Here is a 20,471-nt window from a genome sequence, read left to right on the forward strand (position 1 = left end):
ATATACTGCCCCGACCCCTCCTGAACCCCAGGCTTCTCCATGAAGTTCACCGGCTCCAAGAACTACGTCGCCACCGACGACCTCATGCTGGCGGTCAACGCCGCGGCCACCCTCAAGCGTCCGCTGCTCATCAAGGGCGAGCCGGGCACCGGCAAGACCATGCTCGCCGAGGAGGTCGCCACGGCCTTGAACATGCCGCTGCTGCAGTGGCACATCAAGAGCACCACCAAGGCGCAGCAGGGGTTGTACGAATACGACGCGGTGAGTCGCCTGCGCGACAGCCAGCTGGGCGACGAGCGGGTCAAGGACATCCACAACTACATCGTCAAGGGCGTGCTGTGGCAGGCCTTCACCGCCGACCAGCCCGTCGTGCTGCTGATCGACGAGATCGACAAGGCCGACATCGAGTTCCCGAACGACCTGCTGCGCGAGATCGACCGCATGGAGTTCTACGTCTACGAGACGCGCGAGCTCATCAAGGCCAGGCACCGCCCGCTGGTGTTCATCACGTCCAACAACGAGAAGGAGCTGCCCGACGCCTTCCTGCGCCGCTGCTTCTTCCACTACATCAAGTTCCCCGACGCCGACACGATGAAGAGCATCGTGGGCGTGCACTTCCCGAACCTGAAGAAGGAACTGCTGGGCGCCGCGCTCAGGAACTTCTACGAGGTGCGCAACCTGCCGGGCCTGAAGAAGAAGCCCTCCACCTCCGAGCTGCTCGACTGGCTCAAGCTGCTCGTGGCCGAGGACATCCCGCTCGAGGCCCTGCAGAGCAAGGACGAGAAGGTGGCCGTGCCGCCGCTGGTGGGCGCGCTCCTGAAGAACGAGCAGGACGTGTCGCTGTTCGAGAAGCTGGTGTTCATGCAGCGGCACAACCGCTGAGCGGCCGATGAAGGCGTCCTGGAGCCTCGCCGCCGCTGCGTGCCTGGCCGCCGTCGCACCCGCGTCGAACGCCCAGCCCACGCCCCAGGAATGCGCGAAGGCCAAGGCCTCGGCGGATCCATCCGCCCCCGAGGCATTGGCCGGCCGTGTGCGATGCCTGCTGGCCGGCGTGGAACCCAGCGACAACCCCATCCAGCGCTCGCGCGAGTTGCTTCGGCCGGCGCTGCAATCGGGCAGTGCCGTCGCAGGGTTCCTGATGTATGCGGTCTACTCGGCCGATCCGGCCTACACCTACATCCGCAACGGCAACGTCGACGCCGCACAGTACGACCGGCTGGCGGCCTTGCCGGTGTCCGAGCGCGGACCGCAGATCGAGGCGCTGGATGCGCTGGCCCTGGGCATGAACAAGGGCAACGTGAGCGCCGCCGTCGCGGTGGCCGCCTACCTGATGGAGAGTTCCGCGCCGGGCAATGCGGTGCGCCTGCGCAACCTGCTCGGGCGGCTGCAGCACGCCGGCGTCGACACGCCGCAGCTGCAGCGCTACGGCCTGGCCGCCGTCCAGGCCACCACCTACGGCCCGACGCACGCATCGCCCAAGGCCTTCACCGATGCCCTGAACGCCGCCGGCTCCGCTGTCGCGGCGAGCACCGCGGCCGCCGGCGGGAAGCCACCGTGCAACGACGTGCAGCTGTCGCAGACCGCGGCCGGCGACATCGCCGGCGCCGAGTACCTGCCGCTGACGAACCAACCCCTGGTCAACACCTACCTCTTGCGCGGCACCTGGACCGAGCAGTGGACCTTCGCCGCCTGTGGAACGAAGGTGCCCGCCGAAGTGCGCTTCACCGCCGACGGATGGAGCGGCGCCGCGTTCAAGGTCACCCTGCGTCCGGCGGCCGCCCAGGCTGCCAGCGCCCCAGCCAGCACATCCAGCAATGCAAGCCGTTGAACCCGTCATCCTCGCTGACCAGCGCATCCGACTCGAACCGCTGACCCTGGACCACCTGGACGGCCTGCTGCGCGCGGCCGCCGACGGCGAGCTGTGGAACCTGCGCTACACCAGCGTGCCGGAGCCCTCGGACACCGCCGGCTACATCGAACGCGCGCTCAAGCAGCAGGCCGACGGCAACCGCCTGCCTTTCGCGGTGGTCGACCTGGCCAGCGGCGAGGTGATCGGCAGCACCAGCTACCATGACATCGTGCCCGCCATCAGCCGCGTCGAGATCGGCTGGACCTGGTACGCCAAGCGCACGCAGCGCACCCACGTGAACACCTGCGCCAAGTTCCTGCTGCTCAGCCATGCCTTCGACACCCTGGGTGCGGAGGTCGTGGGCTGGCGCACCGACAACTTCAACCACGCCAGCCAGCGCGCCATCGAGCGGCTGGGGGCCCGGCGCGACGGCGTGATCCGCCATCACCACCCGCGCCGCGACGGCACGGTGCGCGACACCGTCATGTACAGCCTGACCGCGGGCGAATGGCCCGAGGTGAAGGCGCATCTCCAGTGGCAGCTCACAAGGCCGCGCTGATCCGATCCACGGGCCGCACGCGCGGCCTTCTCTCTCTTTGACTGACATGGCCAAGAAGAAACTGTTGACCGTCGACGACCTGTGGCAGATCGAGCGGGTGGGCGGGGTGTCGCTGTCGCCCGATGGCGCCCAGGCGGTGTGCGCGGTGACGCGCTACGACATGGACACGAACAAGGGCGCGTCCAGCCTGTGGCTGCTCTCCACCTTCGGCGGCAAGCCGCGCCGACTCACCAGCTGCGGCGAAAAGGACGGCGCTGCGCAGTGGTCGCCCACCGGCGAGCGCATCGCCTTCGTCGCACGCCGCGAGCAGGAAGGCAGCAAGGACGAGACGCCGCAGCTGTACGTCATCGCAGCCGATGGCGGCGAGGCTCAGCGCGTGGGCAGCGTCGCCACCGGCATCGATGCCTTCAAGTGGTTCCCCGATGGCAAGCGCATCGCCTTCATCAGCTGGGTGTGGCCCGGCCTGAAGGGCAGCAAGGCGCAGGCCAAGGCGCACAAGGAATTCACCGAGCGCAAGGAAACCGCCTACGTCACCAGCGAGGGGCAGTACCGCCACTGGGACCGCAACCTGCCCATGGGCCGCGTGCCGCACTTGCACGTGATGGACGTGTCCACCGGCCGCGTGCGCGACCTGTTCGAGGGCACCGATTTCGAGCTTCCGCGCGCCGACCCCGATGCCCACGGCTTCGACGTCTCGCCAGACGGCGGGCGCATCGTCTTCGCCTTCGATCCGCAGAAGGAGAAGCAGAACACCCACAACAAGGCGCTGGCCGAGCTGCACCTGCGCAGCGGCAAGTTCACCACGCTGGCGTCCGATGACGACTGGGACTTCGAAGCGCCCCGCTACAGCCCCAATGGCGGCACGATCGCCTTCACGGCCTGCCACCGCGGGCTCAAGCACACGATGCCGGAGTGGCTGGCCACGGTGCAACCGGGCGAGGCCTGGCAGGTGGTGAGCCAGGACTGGGACCACCAGGTGCATGCGCCGCTGAAGTGGGCCAAGGACGGCGAGTCCGTCTACTTCACCGCCGAGGAACGGGCCCGCCATCACCTGTGGCGTTTCTCGCTCGCCACGCGCAAGGCCGAGATCGCCGTGCAGGGCGGCTGGGTGCAGGGCTTCGACGTGGCCGGCGACGTGGTGCTGAGCGCAGCCGACGCGATGAACCACCCGGTGCGCATCACGGTCCGCCAGGGCGCGCACGAGCCTCGCCGCATCGAGAGCTTCAACGACGAATTCCTCGCGGGCTTCCGCACGGCCGAGGTCGAGGATGTCAGCGTCAAGGGCGGCCAGGGCGACCTAGTGCAGATGTGGGTGGTGTACCCGCCCGGCTTCGACCGCAAGAAGAAGTACCCGGTGCTGCACTCCATCCATGGCGGCCCGCACGCGGCCAGCGGCGACACCTTCCACTACCGCTGGAACAACCAGGTCTTCGCCGCGCAGGGCTACGTCGTGGCCTGCGTGAACTACCACGGCTCCAGCGGCTTTGGCTACCAGTTCCTGGACAGCATCACCCACCGCTGGGGCGAGCTGGAACTGCAGGACGTGGAAGCCGGCACCGACTGGCTGCTCAAGCAGTCGTGGTGCGACAGGAAGCGCGTCTATGCCACCGGCGGCAGCTATGGCGGCTACATGGTGGCGTGGATGAACGGCCACGTGCCCGAGGGCCGCTACAACGCCTACATCTGCCACGCCGGCTGCTTCGACTGGGTGGCGATGTTCAGCGACGACGCCTATGCCTGGCACGCGCAGGAGCTGGGCGCGAACTACTGGGACGATCCGGTGAAGGTTCACTCGCAAAGCCCGCATGCGTTCGCGCGCGCCATGCAGACGCCCACGCTGGTGATCCACGGCGCGCTCGACTACCGAGTTCCGGACCAGCAGGGGCTGGCGTACTACAACACGCTCAAGGCCAAGGGCGTGGAGGCCAAGCTCATCTGGTTCCCGGATGAGAACCACTGGATCTTGAAGCCGCGCAATTCACGGCTGTGGTACCGCGAGTTCTTCGACTGGCTGAAGGCACACCGCTGACTCGCACGGTGGGTCAAGCCACGTCGACGGCCATCAGCTCCGACGTCATCACCCGATTGCGCCCACCCTGCTTGGCACGATAGAGCGCCGCATCCGCCCGCGCCATCATGGTCGCGAGCTGGTCCTCATCTCCCTGCCAATGCGACAGCCCCACGCTGATCGTCAGCGGCACGGCCCGCTCCTGCCAGCGCAGGGGCGAGGCCTCCACCCGCTCGCGCAGGCGATCGGCCATCTGCCGCGCTTCCGCGATCGACGCGCCCGGCAGCACCACCACGAACTCCTCGCCGCCGTAGCGACCCACGCGGTCGATCTCGCGCATGTGGGTGGTGAACACCGTGCCCAGGTGCTGCAAGGCGCGGTCGCCGGCCGCATGGCCATGGCGGTCGTTGATGTCCTTGAAGTGGTCGACGTCGATCATCAGCACGCTGAACCGGTCCTTCAGCCGACGCGAGCGCATGACCTCGGCATTCAGCACCTCGTCGATGGCGCGGCGGTTGAGCGCGCCGGTCAGCGAATCGAAACGCGATGCCTCCTTCAGCTCGGTCACGAACTGCGACACCACCAGCGCCACCAAGGTCAGCTGGAAGGCCAGGGCCACCACGAGGTAGATCACCGCCGAGCTGGTGTTGAGCGTGCTGTTGGCGGTGACGTAGGCCACCACATGCTCCGGGTCCAGCGCGGCGCGCAGCGAACGCGCCGCGAACACCAGGCCGGCCAGGCCCACCGGCACCGACAGCAGCAGCCGCCAGCGCCAGTCCAGCTTCCAGCGGGCGGCGCGCTGCAAATCCCAGGCGGTGGCCAGGGTCAGCACCGCCAGCAAGCCGGAAATCACCGCCACCCGCACCGCGCCGTGCGCCGGGTCCAGGCCGTACCAGCTCACCAGTGCCGCCAGGGCGGCCGCCCCGGCGTGCCAGCGCCAGGCACTCTCGCGGTGCACGAACACCCGCACGCCCCACTGCAGCGCGATCATCGAACCGACGATGGACAGGTTGGCCGCCGCCCGCAGCGGCTCGTTGCCCGGGCGGGTCGCCACCACGAAGCCGCACAGCGCGACGGCGCTGAGCGTCGCGTGCAAGGCCCACGCCAACATGGACTTGCGCGACTGCGGCAGCAGCCCGGCCGCCGCGAGCCACCCAAAGGCCAGCACAGCCTGCTGGCATCCAACCATCAGGTAGGCGATTTCGGTGGCTGAAAACTGGGGCACGGCCGGATTGTCGCCCCTCGTAACGACCGCGACGCCAGGGAATGCGAGAGGCGTGTATCCTCCTGCGACCGGTGACCCCATGCTGACCAATTTCTTCTTCACCCTGCGAGCGGCCAAGCTCAAGGTATCCGTCAAGGAATACCTCACGCTGCTGGAGGCCATCAAGGCCGGCGTCATCGACGACGGCGACGGCCCGACGGTGGACAAGTTCTACTACCTCGCCCGCACCTCGCTGGTGAAGGACGAAGCCAACTTCGACAAGTTCGACCGCGCCTTCGCCGCCTACTTCAAGGGCGTGGAGATGCTGACCGACTTCACCCAGGACATCCCCCTCGAATGGCTGCAGAAAAAGCTCGAACTCGAGCTCAGCCCCGAGGAAAAGGCCCAGATCGAGAAGATGGGCTGGGACGAGCTGATGGAGACGCTGAAGAAGCGCTTCGAGGAACAGAAGGAACGCCACGAAGGCGGCAACCGCATGATCGGCACCGGCGGCACCTCGCCCTTCGGCGCCTACGGCTACAACCCGCAGGGCATCCGCATCGGGCAGGACAAGGGCCGCAACAAGAGCGCGGTGAAGGTCTGGGACCAGCGCGCCTACAAGGACTACGACGACACGCTGGAGCTGGGCACGCGCAACATCAAGGTCGCGCTGCGCCGGCTTCGCCGCTTCGCCCGCGAAGGCTCCGAAGAAGAACTCGACCTGGACGACACCATCCGCAGCACCGCGGCCAACGCCGGCTACCTGGACATCAAGATGGTGCCCGAGCGGCACAACAAGGTGAAGGTGCTGCTGCTGATGGACGTGGGCGGCACGATGGACGAGCACATCCATCGCGTGGAGGAAGTGTTCTCGGCCGCCAAGAGCGAGTTCAAGCACCTGGAGTTCTATTACTTCCACAACTGCGTCTACGACTTCATGTGGAAGAACAACCGACGCCGCTACAGCGAGAAGTTCCCGACCTGGGACGTCATCCGCAAGTACAACAAGGACTACAAGCTCATCTTCGTGGGCGACGCCACGATGAGCCCGTACGAGATCCTGCAGCCCGGCGGCAGCGTGGAATACAACAACGAAGAAGCCGGCGCCGAATGGCTGCAGCGGCTCACGCATGCGTTCCCGAAGTTCGCGTGGATCAACCCCGAGCCGCAAGGCGTGTGGGGCTACCGGCAGAGCATTGCCGTCATCCAGCAGCTGATGAACCAGCGCATGTTCCCGCTCACGCTGCAAGGGCTGGAAGGGGCGATGCGCTTGCTCAGCAAATGAGCTGGCGCGCGTCCATCACCACCGTTTGCGCCCTGGCGCTTGCCCTGCTGCTCAGCGGCTGCGCGAGCCTGCCCTTCTTCGGCAAGAAAGACGAGGCCCCGGCCGCGACGCAAGCCGGCAGCGACCGCGCGGTCTACTCGCTCGAAGTGGACGCGCCCAACAGCGAGCTGCGCAAGCTGCTGCTGACCTACCTGGACCTCTCGCGCTTCCAGAACGCGCCGGCCACCGACAGCATCAGCGGCGTGGAACTGGACCGCCTGGCCGCCGCCGCCCCCGCGCAAGCGCGCTCGCTGCTGGAGACCGAGGGCTACTTCAACGCCGAGGTGCACATCACCCGCGAGACGACGTCCACCGACACGCCGCACTTCAAGGTGCACGTGGAGCCGGGGCCGCGCGCCACCATCGAGAAGTGGACGGTGAACGTGCAGGGCGACCTGCAGAACCGCGTGCGCACCGATGAGGAAGACGCCGTCGTCGAACTCGCCGCGCTGCGCCGGCGCTGGGGCCTGAAGGCGGGCGAGCCCTTCCGGCAAGGCGCGTGGAACGACGCGAAGAACATCACCATCGCCCAGCTGCGCGCCGAGGGCTACCCGGCCGCCACCTGGGTCAGCACCACCGCGAAGGTGGATGCACAGAACAACACCGTCACCATCTCCGTGCTGGCCGACAGCGGGCCGCTCTTCCACATGGGGCCCATCAGCATCGAAGGCCTGAAGCGCTACCAGGAAGAAGACGTGCGGCGCCTGTCCACCTTCTACCCCGGCCAGCCCTACAGCGAGCAGCTGCTGCTCGACTACCAGGACCGCCTCGTCAAGGTGGGCCTGTTCGAAGGCGCGGTGATCGAGATCGACCCCAACCCCGACAAGGCCGCCGCAGCGCCGGTGCTCATCCGTGTGAAGGAACTGCCGCTGCAGGCGTCCACGGTGGGCGTGGGCTACAGCGCCAACACCGGCCCGCGGCTCACGCTGGAGCACCTGCACCGGCGCGTGTTCGGCAGCTCGTGGATCGCAAAGAACAAGGTCGAGCTCGGCCCCAAGCTCACGTCGTGGCAGGGCGAGCTGACCTCGCATCCGCTGGAGGGTCTGTACCGCAACCTGGTGTCGGGCAGCGCGGAGCGGCTGGAGTCGGCCGATGAAATCCGCAAGTCCTGGAGCGCGCGCGTGGGCCGGGCGCAGGACACGCCGACGATCGAGCGGCTGTACTACGCCGAACTCACGCACTCCAACCTGGAGACGGCCGCGGGCGCGGCGAGCAGTGATGCGGCATCGCTCAACTACAACTGGATCTGGCGGCGCGTGGACAGCGTGCTGCTGCCCACCAAGGGCATCACGCTCTCGCTGCAAGGCGCGGTGGGCTTTGCCAAGGGCCGCGACATCACCGTCGACGGCCCGCTGGAAGGCCGCGGCCCGTTCACGCGCGCCTGGGGCCGCGTCACCTGGTACCAGCCGGTGGGCACCTGGTACGCCACCTTGCGCAGCGAGGTCGGCCACGTGTTCGTGCGCGACCGCGTGGGCGTGCCCGACACCCTGCTCTTCCGTGCCGGCGGCGATGAGTCCGTGCGCGGCTATGCCTACCGCACGCTCGGTCCGATGGTGGATGGCGTGGTCACCAGCGGACGCATGCTGTGGACCGGCAGCGCCGAGATCGCGCGGCCCATCTCGCCACAGCGGCCGGCCTTCTGGTGGGCGGCCTTCATCGATGCCGGTCAGGCCGCGGACCGATGGAGTGACCTGCACCCTGCCCTGGGCTACGGCGTGGGCCTGCGCTGGCGCAGCCCGGTGGGCCCCTTGCGCGTCGACCTCGCCTATGGGCAGGAGGTGCACAAGACCCGGGTGCACATGAGCGTTGGCGTGGCGTTCTGAGGCGACGATGAGCGACGAGACTGCAACGCCCGAGGTGCCGCCCGAGGTGCCGCCCAAGGTCCAGGAACGCCGCTGGCGGCGGCGCATCGCCTGGCTGATCGGCGGCTTGTTCGCGCTGCTGCTGGTGCTGGTGATCGCCGGTGCCAGCGGGCTGTGGTGGTCGGTGCGCACCGATTCCGGCTCGGCCTGGGTGCTTTCGCAACTGCCCGGCCTCAAGCTCGAAGGCGGCAAGGGCACGCTGTGGGGCGACTACGAGGCCGACCGCATCGAGTTCGAGATTCCCGGCGGCGGCAAGGTCGTGCTGCTGAAAGCCGGCTGGCGCGGGCTGCGGATCGAGCGCGCGCCCTGGACCGACTTCAAGACCAAGGTGGTGATGCAGGAGCTGCACGCGCAGCGGGTGGACCTGTTCCTGCCCGCCAGCGACAAGAAGGAGCCGGCCAAGCCGCCGCAGCGCCTGAAGCTGTCTGTGGAGCTGGACGTGGGCTCGCTGCATGCCGGCGAGTTCCACATGGCGGCGCTGGGCGACAAGCCGCTGCGCGACATCCAGGCGCGGCTGCACCTGGGCGACGAGCACGGGGCGCTGCATCGCATCGACCAACTCTCGATCACGTGGGACCGCCTGAAGGCCTCGGGCAGCGCGCGCATCGGCACGGAGTCTCCGTTTGCGCTGGAGGTGAAGCTCGACCTCGCCCAGGACGCGGTGACCAACGCCGACGGCAAGACCGCCGTGCCCGCCTGGAAGGCCAGCGCCAGCCTCGCAGGGCCGCTGGCCCAGCCTACGCTGCAGGCCTCGGTGCGTGCGGCACCGGTGGCATCGCGGCCCGAGCAATCGCTGGACCTCACCGCCGCGCTCAAGCCCTTCGAGGCCTGGCCGCTGGGCGACCTGCAGGCCCGCACCAAGGCGCTGGACCTGTCCGCGCTCGCGAGCGGTCTGCCCGTCACCTCGCTCAGCGGCGAAGCCCACGCGAAGGTCACGGGGCTGGACCAGCCGGCCTCCATCGTGGCGGACTTGTCCAATGCCGAGGCCGGCCGCTGGAACGAAGCGCGCCTGCCGGTACGCAGCGTGAAGGTGGAAGTGCACGGCCAGCCCAAGGACGTGAGCATCATCGACATCCATCGCCTCAGCGCGGAACTGGGCACCAAGCAGCAGCCGGGCGGACGCATCGAAGGCAAGGGCCAGTGGACGCCCAGGCGCTGGGCGGTGGAGGCAAAGCTCGACGGCCTGCAACCGTCGCAGCTCGATGCGCGCGCCGCGAGCATGGTGCTCTCTGGCCCCGTCACTGCGGTGGGCACGGGCTTCAACGGCCCCATCGACCAGGCAAAGGTGGACCTCAAGGCGCAGCTCACTGGCCAGCTCCCCGGCAAGGGCGCCACGCGCCTGGCCACGCTCGCCGTGGATGGCAGCTGGACGCTGCGCCGCATCGACGTGCGCGCCGCCAAGGCCGGCGTGGCCGGCGCGACGGCCGAGTTCGCGGGCGTGGCCTCGCAGGCGGCGGACCGCGCACCCTGGCAGATCAAGGCCCAGGGCGCGCTGAAAGACTTCGACCCCGCACCCTGGTGGCCGGGCATGGACGACTCGCCCCTGCGCAAGGGCCCGAACCGCCTGAACGCCACGCTGGACGTCGACCTCTCGGTGCCCCTGCAATCGGCGCCCACGCTGGCCGACCGCCTGTCCCTGCTGCGCGGCCGGGCCAACGCCAGCATCGGCAACAGCCTGCTGGCCGGCGTGCCGCTGGCAGGCAGCATCGGCCTGCGCAACACCGAGGGCGGCACGGCCGCGGCCACGGTGAAACTGGAGGCCGGCGCCAACCACATCGACGTGGAAGGCCGCCTCGTCGCCAGCCGCAACGGCGCAGGCGACCAGTGGGACGTGAACATCGCTGCCCCGGCCCTCGCCCAGCTCGCGCCCCTGTGGAAGCTGGGCGCGGCGCCGTCGGGCGAGACTGCCTTGTCCGGCACGCTCAATGGCAAGGCCCAGGTCAAGGGCCGCTGGCCGCTCGTCACCACGCAGGGCCAGCTCGATGCGAAGGACCTGCACGTCGGCCGCACCCAGGTGAAGGCCGCGCAGGCCCGCTGGCAGGTGGACAGCAAGAGCGACAGCAGCGCCGATGCGGTGGTGGACGTGACCGCCTCGGTGGAACAGGTGTCCTTCTCGCAGGCGCTGTTCAAGGGCACGCCGCCCATCGACACCGCGCAGTTGCAGCTCAAGGGCACCATGCGCTCGCATCACATCGAGCTGCATGGCGACACGCATGCGCTCCCTCCGGCGTGGACCGAGGCCCTGCAATCGCGCCGCACGAATGCGCCGGCGCCGTCGGCATCCGCGCCTTCGAAGGCGGACAGGAACCGCACGCTGGCCAACTTCGTCGCGCAAGGCGGCCTGTTCGAGGCGGCGGCCCCCAAGGGCGGCATCGCCAAGGGCCACTGGGCCGGCTGGCGCGGCAGCGTGCAGCTGCTCGAAGTGCGCAGCGCCGACACCGACCTTCGGCCCCTGCTGCGCACGCGCGACGTGAGCGGCGAGGTGCAGTTCGCCAACGGCCCCATGCGCGTGGTGGTGCAGCCCGGCCGTGCCACGCTGGCCGGCGCCAACCTGCGCTGGCAGCGCATCGCGTGGCAGGCCGGTGTGGATGGCCGGCCCGCGCAGATCGATGCGCAGGCCGAGCTGGACCCGTTGCCGCTCGCGCCCTTCCTGCAGCGCGCGCAGCCTGATTTCGGCTGGGGCGGTGACCTCACCGTGGTCGGCCACCTCAACCTCAAGAGCGCGCCGGTGTTCACCGCCGACATCGTGCTGGAGCGGCAGGCCGGCGACCTCACGGTGACCGATGAAAGCGGCAAGACCCAGCTGCTGGGCCTGACCGACATGCGCCTGGGCCTGGACGTGCACGACGGCGTGTGGAGCTTCACCCAAGGCCTGGCCGGCAAGACGCTGGGCGTGGCCGCGGGCGCCTTCATCGCCCGCACGGCGCCGCAGGCCACCTGGCCATCGGCCGATGCGCCGGTGCAAGGCGTGCTGGAAGTGCAGGTGGCCAACCTCGGCACCTGGGGCCCGTGGGTGCCGGCGGGGTGGCGGCTGAATGGTGCGTTGCGCATCAGCGCGGGCATCGGCGGCAAGTTCGGTTCGCCCGAGTACACCGGCGAGATGCGCGGCAACGGCCTGGGCGTGCGCAACTTCCTCGAAGGCGTGAACGTGAGCGATGGCGAGGTGGCCATCGCGCTGCAGGGGCCCACGGCGCGCATCGACAAGTTCACCGCCAAGGCCGGCAGCGGCACGGTGGCGCTGGAGGGCAATGCTTCTCTGGGTGCGGAGCCCAAGGCGGTGCTCAAGCTCAAGGCCGACAAGTTCCAGCTGCTGGGGCGGGTGGACCGGCGCATCGTGACCAGCGGCGAGGCGCAGCTCGAACTGGACAAGCGCAAGCTCGCGCTCAACGGCAAGTTCGGCATCGACGAAGGCTTGTTCGACTTCACGCGTTCCGACGCGCCCAGCCTGTCGGAAGACGTGCAGGTGGTGCGCAAGCAGGAGGACGAAGCGCCGGCATCCACCGCCAACCCCGCGCCCGAGCATGAGCTGAAACTGAGCATCGACGTCGGCCTGGGCGAGCAGCTGCGGCTGCGCGGGCGCGGCATCGACACCGGCTTGCGCGGCGACCTGCACATCAGCTCGCCGAACAACCGCCTGGCCATCACCGGCACGGTGCAGGCGGTGGACGGGACCTATGCCGCGTACGGGCAGAAGCTCACCATCGACCGCGGGCTCATCACCTTCACCGGCGTGCCGGGCAACCCGCGGCTGGACATCGAGGCCACGCGGCCGAACACCGACGTGCGCGTGGGGGTGCAAGTGAGCGGCACGGCGCTGAACCCGCGCATCCGCCTGTTCTCGGAGCCGGAGATGTCGGAGATCGACAAGCTGTCATGGCTGGTGCTGGGGCGGGCGAGCGATGGGCTGGGGCGCACCGACACGGCCTTGCTGCAGCGGGCGGCGCTGGCGCTGCTGGCTGGCGAGGGTGGTGGTGTGAGTGATCAGCTCACCAAGGCCATCGGGCTGGATGAGGTGTCGCTGCGGCAGACGGAAGGTGAAGTGAAGGAGACGGTGGTGACGCTGGGCAAGCAGCTGTCGCGGCGGTGGTATGTGGGGTATGAGCGGAGCTTGAATGCGACGACTGGGACCTGGCAGTTGATTTATCGGATTGCGCAGCGGTTCACGTTGCGGGCGCAGACGGGGGCGGATAGTTCGTTGGATTTGATTTGGACTTGGCGGTGGCAGTGAGTCTGAACGCCTGGAAGGACCCCACCTGCACAAGCAAGTGGCCTTCTGGTTGGCCAACTGGCGGCTTCAGCCAAAATGCCAGCCCATCAAAACTGGTGTTGGCTTACGATACTTGCGACCACGCCGGGTAGCGTCGTGGCGTCAAATCACCATGCCACCAAGGCCGTCATTGAGCGGCATCTGGATCGGTCAGATATGAGAAGCCGCGCCGGGAGGAGATCTGCGTGCCGATTCGTCTGCGCTTCCTGCTTGACACCAATATCCTGATCCCGTTGCAGGATTCCATGGCGGTGCTGCGCCCCAGCCTCGCCGACTTCATGCGACTGTGTAACGCCAACGGCCATCAACTGCTGTATCACCCGGCGTCGGTCGACGATATCCAGCGTGATCCAAGCGAAGATCGCCGTGCACGCACGCTGGCACGGCTGCCACAGTACACACTGCTACCCGAAGGTCCTACCTGCGAATGGAATACGCCCGACTTGTCGCCCAATGAGGCATGTGATAACCGCATTCTGTGGGCGCTTAAACAAAACGCCGCCCACGCGCTCGTCACCGAGGACCAAGGCCTGCACAAAAAGGCGCGAGCGCACGGCCTGAGCGACCGGGTCTACTACATCCAAGCAGCCGACGACTGGCTTAAGCGCCTGCATGAGCCGGGCACCGTCACGCTTCCGAACATCGAAGAAGTTGATCTCCACACGCTCACGCCGCAGCTTGATAGCGACTTCTTTACCAGCATTCGCGGCGACTATGCAGGCTTCAACGACTGGTTCCGCCGCATCGCCATGGAGGGGCGTCGGGCGTGGGTTTACCGTGAACCGGGTCAAGGGGAAATCCATGCAATCTGCATCTTCGTCGTCCAAACGAACGAGCAGGTCACTACCGATGGTCAAGTCCTGCATGGCCCTGCGCTGAAGCTATGTACTTTCAAGGTAGGAGAAGCTGTCCGTGGCCGCAAGATCGGTGAGCTGTTCTTGCGAGCGGCCTTCCAGTACGCCACGCAGCACCTTTGCGAACACATCTTCCTGCACGCCAACACTCGCCAGCAAGATCATCTGACCAGTCTCATCGAGGACTTCGGCTTCGGAGAGATCGGCAACTACCAGGGTGACGCAGTTTTCGTAAAGGACCACCCAGTGCGGCCACCCGCCGTCCAGATAAATGCGCTCGACTACGTCCGGCGCTACTACCCGCACTACATCGGGGGTGTCGATGTCCAGAAGTTCATCATCCCAATCCTCCCAGAGTTTCACAGCATCCTTTTCCCGGACTGGCTAGTTCCGGGTAGGGCATTGCACGCTGGTCACCCTCAACGGCATGTGGGCAACGCGATCAAACTCGCCTACTTGTCAAACTCGCTGAGCAAGCTTCCCCAGCCGGGCGACGTAGTTCTTTTCTACCGCAGCCGGGACCAGAAGGCGATCACCACTCTAGGTGTCATCGAGCGCTACGAAACGATGGGACAGGCAGACGAAATCGCTCGCTTAGTGAGCCGGCGAACGGTCTACACGGATGCCCAGATCGCAGAAATGACTCAAAAGAATGCAAGAGGCGAAACCAAAGTGATGCTATTCAGACACATCAAACACTTCGACAGCCCCGTCACCTACCAACAATTGCAGCGGCCATTGCGTGTTGTCAGCGGCCCCATCCAGTCCATCACTCACATTTCCGATGAATCTTTTTCCAGAATCCTCGCAGCAGCCGTCCGGTAGGGCGGTCCTGCTATCGATCAAACCGAGGTATGCGGATTTGATCCTCGCGGGTACCAAGACCGTCGAGCTCCGGCGTAGCTGGCCGTCCAACGACGTTGGGGTGATGGTCATCTACTCATCTGCGCCGGTGCAGCGCCTGACCGGGATTGCGCTAATCAAGGAGATTCGAGAGTGCGACCCGGACACCCTATGGGAGGTCGCGCAATCCCATGGTGGAGGCGTCACGGAAGAAGAGTTAAAAGAATACATCGGCAAGAAGAGGCTCGCCTATGGCGTCATGCTGGGGCGCGTCGTGCCCGCCGAAGTGCTGGTCGATCCCAAAGACCTGTTTCCAAACTTCACGCCGCCACAAGGCTTTTTATATCTGCCCCCACCGGACTACCAACGGGTCATCATCGCCATGTTTCCGGGAGGTATCGACCTATGAACATCTTTGTTGCCGGCATCCACGGCGTGGGCAAGACCTATTTGGCAAAGCGCCTACCGCCGGCGAGTGGGTTGATGCACAAATCGGCGAGCGTGCTCATCAAGGAAGAACGCGCCTTGCCGGAGTGGAACACTGACAAGCGCGTCGCCGACGTGGACGGGAACCAGGTCGCCCTGGCCAAAGCAGTCGCTCGCTACAACGCTGAGGGGACAGCGTTACTCCTAGATGGCCATTTCGTTCTGGTGGGGCAGAACGGACTGTTCGTCCCTCTGGGTGCTGATGTCTTCAAAGCGCTGAATCTAAGCGCGATCGTGCTGATCGAAGCACCGCCGGATGTCGTGGCGGGACGTGTCACCCAGCGTGATGAGCTTCATCGAGATTCCGCTTGGCTTACCGATTTCATGGCCAAGGAGCGCACTCAAGCAGAACTGGTTTGCGCAGAGCTGAACCTGCCGCTCACTGTCCTCAACTCTCCGAGCGACGCCGACTTCGCATTCGCCATTGCCTCACTGGCCAGAGACCGCGGCTGATGATCAGCTAGTCAAAGAAGGATCGGTCCGCCGCACCACATCGCACCGAAACCTCTTGAAGCCGCGACCATTCCTTGTCACTGCGAGCCGGTGGAAACCCATCAGCCAACCGCTCTACCCGTGGGTCGAAAGCATGGACAGAATCATGCAGCATGAGCGTCTGGAGGACATGCCCGGCCCTCTTATTCACATGTTTTCGGACTACGGTGGCAGGCACAAGGCAAGCCTGTACGAGACGACGGCCGTGCTCTATATGGACGTCAACAACTCCGCGTCTTGGCAGGCTGATCGGCTTCGGGTCCGGCAGCGCTACCTGCCGGACGGTAGGCGCATGTCCTTTAAGGGGCTGAACGACGTGATGAAGCAGCAGGCCTTGATTCCGTTTCTCGAGGCCACGGATGCGATCCCGGGCGTCCTTCTCGTCGTTGCCGTGCACAAGTCGGTAAAGAACTTGTGTTGGGGCAACGAACTTCGCACGAGTTGGCCTAACACAAAGACCCTCCACCACAGGTGGAGCCCTCGCGCATTCGAGCGGGCTCTCTCTGTCGCGCACCTCGTCGGCCTGATGGTGGGGGGCCTATCCACTTCTGGCCAGGAGATTTATTGGTTCTCTGATGAGGATGAGCTGCTCGCCAATCAGAAAGCCTCTAAAGACGTTGGCAGCTTCTTGTCCCTCTTTTCCAGCGCCTACGTGACGCACCCCTTGAAGCAGGTTGGATTGGGTACCACGGCAATCGATGAGGGCGACCGGTATGAGGAAGACCACGTGACGATCACCGACCTTGCAGCGGGAGCCGCGGCGGACATGCTCACTGAACTGGCGAGGCACGCAGGCAGTATTCCAACGGGGATTGCGGTGGAATTCCACGGTCAATTCAGTCCGAAGACTAATGTCATCACCTCGTGGCTTGGCGATTCGCGATGCCGCCTCAAGAAGGTCTTAATGGTCTTCGATCCCCGAGGAACCACTGGCTTCTGGGTGATGCGCTTGAACTGGTAGCGCCTTAGGCTCCCGCCGCCTAGTGGTCGACCTGACTCTCAACCTGTCTTTCGCCTAGAACATCAGCCGGATCTGCCTGTTCAGACGCAGCACGTGGTCCGGCTTCAGGTGCACACGGGCACGGGACTCGTCGCCGTCTTCGCCGAGCACCTGGATCTCGTTCAGCTGGCTCAGCTTCAGCAGCGTCGATTCGACCATCATCCGTGTGGCGGGCGTCGTGTTGATCAACTGCAGAAAGAACTGCTCAAAGCTGATGTCTTCCGCGATATCGAACAGCATCACCGGGATCTGCTCCAGCATCGTGTCCTGACTGACTGAGGCGGCGACCTCGCTGAAATCGAACCCACCTTGCAGCTGGTCCTTACTGTCGATCTTGGTGATATAGCCAGTGCTGAACATGTGGAATCCGGCGCGACCGTAGTGAGAGAAGTGGTTCGAGTGGTTCCAGTGAGTGGTGGCCATCACGTCGCGAGCCTTCCAGTGCTGGGACAAGTGCAGCAGCCAGAAGTCCCCATGCCCACGCTGCGGCCGAACGAAGAAGGGTGTGTAGAACTTGGCTGAGCACTGGCTGGTCAGGCTCTGGTAGAGGGACGACTGCAGGTGCACGCGCCACTTGGGCGACTTTTTCATCTCGTCGATTTCAGCCGCCGTCATGCCACCGCGAATGCCTGTGGCCTGCTCGAAGCCGGCTAGGTTGACCTCGTTTAGGTAGCTGATCAGTGCGTCGATGTAGAAGGTGAGAATGACCTCTGCATGCGGGAGCGTCGCGAAGATGTCTCGTAGGCAATGCATAGGCACACGGGAGTAGCCGTATTGGTCCAGCACGAAGATCGCCCGGCCGGAGATGCGGCTACGTCCCTTGGCGCGCTGGATGGTGGCCGCGCAGTGCTGGTCGAACTGCCCCTTGACGAGTTGGATCTTGCCGGCCGCCAGCGCAGCGCCATAGTTGCGATCCTTGAGTAGCCGCTCAAGGTAGTCCAACGTTGTCTTGCTCTTGTCGATGCAGATTAGCTCGACGTCGAGATCGATTGGCTTACGCCGTTCCTGGCGCGTCTCTATGAGCAGAGTGGCCTCGCGAATCGCGTTCAGTATCACCAGCGGAGAGCCGGGCACTTCGTGCCCGGACTCACTGATGTACAGGCCGCCTCCGCAGAAGCCGTCGACGATGGTGAGCTTGATCCTGTCCTGGTGCGGCATCGCTACCAGCGTCAGGAAGTAATCGATCAAGTAGTTGCGCAGGAGCGCATGCTTGACCTCGCTGTGCCGTTTGACCGGCGGGGGTGGACTCCCCCACTTCCAGGCGTAGTGTGACATTGACCGGCACGCTGGACGCGCTCTTGTCTTCCCTACCTGGGAATGTGCCTGTGTCGGGCAGGCACAGCAAGATCGCTGTGGTACCGCTCAGACAGCATGGATCTGTATGACAGCCTCGGCCGGCATCTCGTCCCAAGTGCGCCCGTTAAGCTCACGGCCATTGGCCGCCTTGGCACGCTTTTTCCCGTCCGCACCCCAGCCGCCCCACTGCTTGAAGAAGAACGCAACGTCCTGCTGCTGGCATTGCGTCCGTATGGACTCCACCCATTCCGTCTTCATCGGTCTGGCCTTCGGGCCAGACTCGCCACCTACGATCACCCAGTGAATGTCGGTCAAGTCTAGCTCTCCGACATCTGCCAGCAGGGGCTCCACCGACAGGAATCGGATGCGCGCCGGCACCGTGCGCAGGTAGTCAATGCGCGGCACGCCATACCTCCGGTCCTCAACTGAGACGCCCAGCCACGCATTGGCCGGTACAGAACGGTTGCGGAAGAAGCGCACCATTCGAGCCCCGCGTTTTGTCAGGATCTGGTACGTGTGATGCGGTGTGTGCTCGATCACCTCGAAAACCTTTTCGATGAAGGACTCCGGTACGCGGTCGTGGAACAAATCTGACATCGAGTTAACGAAGTAGACGGTGGACTTCTTACGCTTGTAAGGGTCGCCCAGTCGCTCCGGCAGTAGCGTCAGTGCGAACCCATTTGCATAGCCCGGCGTGCCCATCGCATTCAGGCGCTTGGCCATGGTCTCGGCGTAGCAGTGCTTGCAGCCCGGTGAGATCTTGGTGCAACCCACCGTGGGGTTCCAAGTTTGCTCGGTCCATTCAATTTTGCTGGTGGTTGTCATCGCAATACTCCCTACCTTGCAAGCTTAGTCGGGACATTCGCCTCTCGGCCATAGGTGCGGACGATGCCCCTGGCAACGTCAATGATGTCCAGAGCCTGACAGGGCGTAATCTAGCCCGGCCGATCCCCATGGGACGCTAGGACGTCTGGGCCACCGAAACCCTGAGGTGGCCTAGAAGAGTTCGCGGTTCTGGTCTCGGGCAATGTCGCCCCAGATGCGGTTCGGCAGCGGGTGCCGGGAGAAGAACACGAGTCGGTAGATGGCGCGCCCCTCGCCGTCGGTGATGCGCGGCATCCGCGAACTGACGATGAAGCCTAGATCCTTTACCCTGGAGCACCACTCCTCGAAAAACCAGTTCGGCAGACTCTGTTTGGATAGTTCGTCGGCGGGGAGACGGGTGCGCCAACCCGGCAGCGCATCCCTGAACCTGTCGCGGCAGGGATTCATCTCCATGTCGATGTTGCGGTGGAGGTCCATGATGCTGAAATGCACCGCGAAATCTACGTGCTGCAGCTTAGCCAGCCGCTCGATGATCGAGAACGACAGGTACTCGAGGTTGTACGGGTCGATGTATGCCAGCACGAGGGCACCGAACGGCACGGCCTTGATCATCGAATCGACCGTTTCGTAGGCAGCACCTACAAATTTTTGGACCGGTGCACCATGCGCCATAAGCCGCAGTTCGTTCGCGGCCGCGCGGTCTGGATCAATATCTCCCACCAGCACCCGCGTGAATGGAGCGCCAGACAGCACAGACTGGCGGTAAGCGACTACGGTACCGCCATCACGGGAGATCGTCTCGCCCAAAACCTGGACCCGACCGGGACCGCAGAATGGATCGAGGAGAACCCTGTTCTTGAAGCCCTTCCAGGCTTCTCTTGTGGCGTTCAGGTAGAGGCAAAGGTAGCGGTGCTTCTCAAATGGCACCCATTCGCCCACGCCGCGCCCATGCTTGCCTCGTTCGATCGGAAGATCAGGATGGGTGTCGGGCTCCCAGACGTCTACGGCTTCTGCAATCAAGTGCGCTCCCTGATGCGTTTCGAACGACTGTCCAGACCACCGCTCCGACGGCTGAGTTCACAAGTCTGGCCTTGGATTGAGTCTAGCCTCGGATCTGAATGCGCGCGTACTAGGGGTGCCACTGTCTTGCCACCCGAGGCCCGTTCCGGGAGGCTCTGCGGCTCCTTCAGAAGCTGGCGCTCGAGTGCCCGCTGACGACGGCCGCCATCGGCCCGGTACCCAAGCTTGACGTCCGGATCCAGTCTGAAGCGAACAATTTCTCCGCGACACTGGAGCGCCGCTTCTGGCCCGACAAGCGCCATTGCCCCCTGCCAGTTGGTCGCAAGGAACCATCAATCAGTCGGAAGCCTTCTTACCAATTCAATCATTGGATGCGGCCCTGGGGCAAATCCATTTACCTAGAGTTGAGGCTGCATAACCAGAGCACCTTGACAGTCGCTCCACAGACCGAGCCCACCGAACACCCCTAGAATCTCGCCTTCATCCACCCCGCTCGCCGTAGTTCAATGGATAGAACGGCCGCCTCCTAAGCGGCAAATACAGGTTCGATTCCTGTCGGCGGGACCATCCCACAGGCTGGCC

The 20,471-nt window shown here is 65.3% G+C and carries 15 protein-coding genes and 1 tRNA gene; 12 read left to right on the top strand and 4 right to left on the bottom strand.

The window, feature by feature from the left end:
• Positions 1-39: 39 nt before the first annotated feature.
• The 4 genes from DZC73_RS04330 to DZC73_RS04345 are packed head-to-tail and all read left to right on the top strand — an operon-like array spanning position 40 to position 4,437.
• A complete protein-coding gene (locus DZC73_RS04330; RefSeq protein WP_124538941.1) occupies positions 40-882 on the top strand; it encodes an AAA family ATPase in 843 nt (280 codons plus the stop codon).
• 7 nt (positions 883-889) lie between these two features.
• Positions 890-1,828, top strand: coding sequence for a hypothetical protein (locus tag DZC73_RS04335; RefSeq protein ID WP_124538942.1), 939 nt, complete (start codon positions 890-892; stop codon positions 1,826-1,828).
• Positions 1,815-2,408 carry a GNAT family N-acetyltransferase gene (locus DZC73_RS04340; RefSeq protein ID WP_124538943.1) on the top strand — a complete coding sequence of 198 codons (594 nt, stop codon included), beginning with the start codon at positions 1,815-1,817 and terminating at the stop codon, positions 2,406-2,408. The genes DZC73_RS04335 and DZC73_RS04340 overlap by 14 nt, the downstream gene beginning before the upstream one ends.
• 46 nt (positions 2,409-2,454) lie before the next feature.
• Positions 2,455-4,437 carry a dipeptidyl-peptidase 5 gene (locus DZC73_RS04345; protein ID WP_124538944.1) on the top strand — a complete coding sequence of 661 codons (1,983 nt, stop codon included), beginning with the start codon at positions 2,455-2,457 and terminating at the stop codon, positions 4,435-4,437.
• Between the two features lie 13 nt (positions 4,438-4,450).
• On the opposite strand, the gene DZC73_RS04350 is transcribed toward DZC73_RS04345, so the two are convergent.
• Complete coding sequence (locus DZC73_RS04350) at positions 4,451-5,641, bottom strand: GGDEF domain-containing protein (RefSeq protein WP_161974443.1); 1,191 nt, start codon at positions 5,639-5,641, stop codon at positions 4,451-4,453.
• A 79-nt stretch (positions 5,642-5,720) separates the two neighbouring features.
• Here DZC73_RS04350 and DZC73_RS04355 point away from each other — a divergent pair, with 79 nt between their 5' ends.
• The 7 genes from DZC73_RS04355 to DZC73_RS04385 all read left to right on the top strand — a co-directional run bounded on the left by DZC73_RS04355 (position 5,721) and on the right by DZC73_RS04385 (position 16,709).
• Positions 5,721-6,905: a vWA domain-containing protein gene (locus DZC73_RS04355; RefSeq protein ID WP_124538946.1), complete on the top strand. Its 1,185-nt coding sequence runs from the start codon at positions 5,721-5,723 to the stop codon at positions 6,903-6,905.
• On the top strand, positions 6,902-8,767 hold the full coding sequence (locus DZC73_RS04360; RefSeq protein WP_124538947.1) for an autotransporter assembly complex protein TamA: 1,866 nt from the start codon (positions 6,902-6,904) through the stop codon (positions 8,765-8,767). Before DZC73_RS04355 ends, DZC73_RS04360 begins: the two co-directional genes overlap by 4 nt.
• A 7-nt stretch (positions 8,768-8,774) precedes the next feature.
• On the top strand, positions 8,775-13,034 hold the full coding sequence (locus DZC73_RS04365; protein ID WP_124538948.1) for a translocation/assembly module TamB domain-containing protein: 4,260 nt from the start codon (positions 8,775-8,777) through the stop codon (positions 13,032-13,034).
• 224 nt (positions 13,035-13,258) lie between these two features.
• Positions 13,259-14,752 (top strand): PIN domain-containing protein, encoded by a 1,494-nt coding sequence (locus DZC73_RS04370; protein WP_198414774.1) that lies wholly within the window; start codon positions 13,259-13,261, stop codon positions 14,750-14,752.
• Positions 14,712-15,179, top strand: coding sequence for an ASCH domain-containing protein (locus DZC73_RS04375; protein ID WP_124538949.1), 468 nt, complete (start codon positions 14,712-14,714; stop codon positions 15,177-15,179). Before DZC73_RS04370 ends, DZC73_RS04375 begins: the two co-directional genes overlap by 41 nt.
• Complete coding sequence (locus DZC73_RS04380; protein WP_161974444.1) at positions 15,176-15,709, top strand: ATP-binding protein; 534 nt, start codon at positions 15,176-15,178, stop codon at positions 15,707-15,709. The genes DZC73_RS04375 and DZC73_RS04380 overlap by 4 nt, the downstream gene beginning before the upstream one ends.
• Positions 15,710-15,842: 133 nt before the next feature.
• Entirely contained in the window at positions 15,843-16,709 is an 867-nt protein-coding gene (locus DZC73_RS04385; RefSeq protein ID WP_124538951.1) for a hypothetical protein, read from the top strand.
• A gap of 54 nt (positions 16,710-16,763) precedes the next feature.
• On the opposite strand, the gene DZC73_RS04390 is transcribed toward DZC73_RS04385, so the two are convergent.
• The 3 genes from DZC73_RS04390 to tcmP all read right to left on the bottom strand — a co-directional run bounded on the left by DZC73_RS04390 (position 16,764) and on the right by tcmP (position 19,889).
• Positions 16,764-18,023, bottom strand: coding sequence for a three-Cys-motif partner protein TcmP (locus DZC73_RS04390; RefSeq protein WP_124538952.1), 1,260 nt, complete (start codon positions 18,021-18,023; stop codon positions 16,764-16,766).
• Between the two features lie 87 nt (positions 18,024-18,110).
• Positions 18,111-18,869, bottom strand: a complete 759-nt coding sequence (locus DZC73_RS04395) for a DUF5131 family protein (protein WP_124538953.1) — start codon at positions 18,867-18,869, stop codon at positions 18,111-18,113.
• Positions 18,870-19,040: 171 nt separating this feature from the next.
• A complete protein-coding gene (gene tcmP / locus DZC73_RS04400) occupies positions 19,041-19,889 on the bottom strand; it encodes a three-Cys-motif partner protein TcmP (protein ID WP_198414775.1) in 849 nt (282 codons plus the stop codon).
• Positions 19,890-20,381: 492 nt separating this feature from the next.
• On the opposite strand from tcmP, the gene DZC73_RS04405 reads away from it, so the two are divergent.
• Positions 20,382-20,456: transfer RNA gene (locus DZC73_RS04405), tRNA-Arg, on the top strand.
• The last annotated feature ends 15 nt before the right edge of the window (positions 20,457-20,471 follow it).

It is taken from the genome of Rhizobacter terrae (assembly GCF_003852895.1).
Lineage (GTDB): Bacteria > Pseudomonadota > Gammaproteobacteria > Burkholderiales > Burkholderiaceae_C > Albitalea > Albitalea terrae.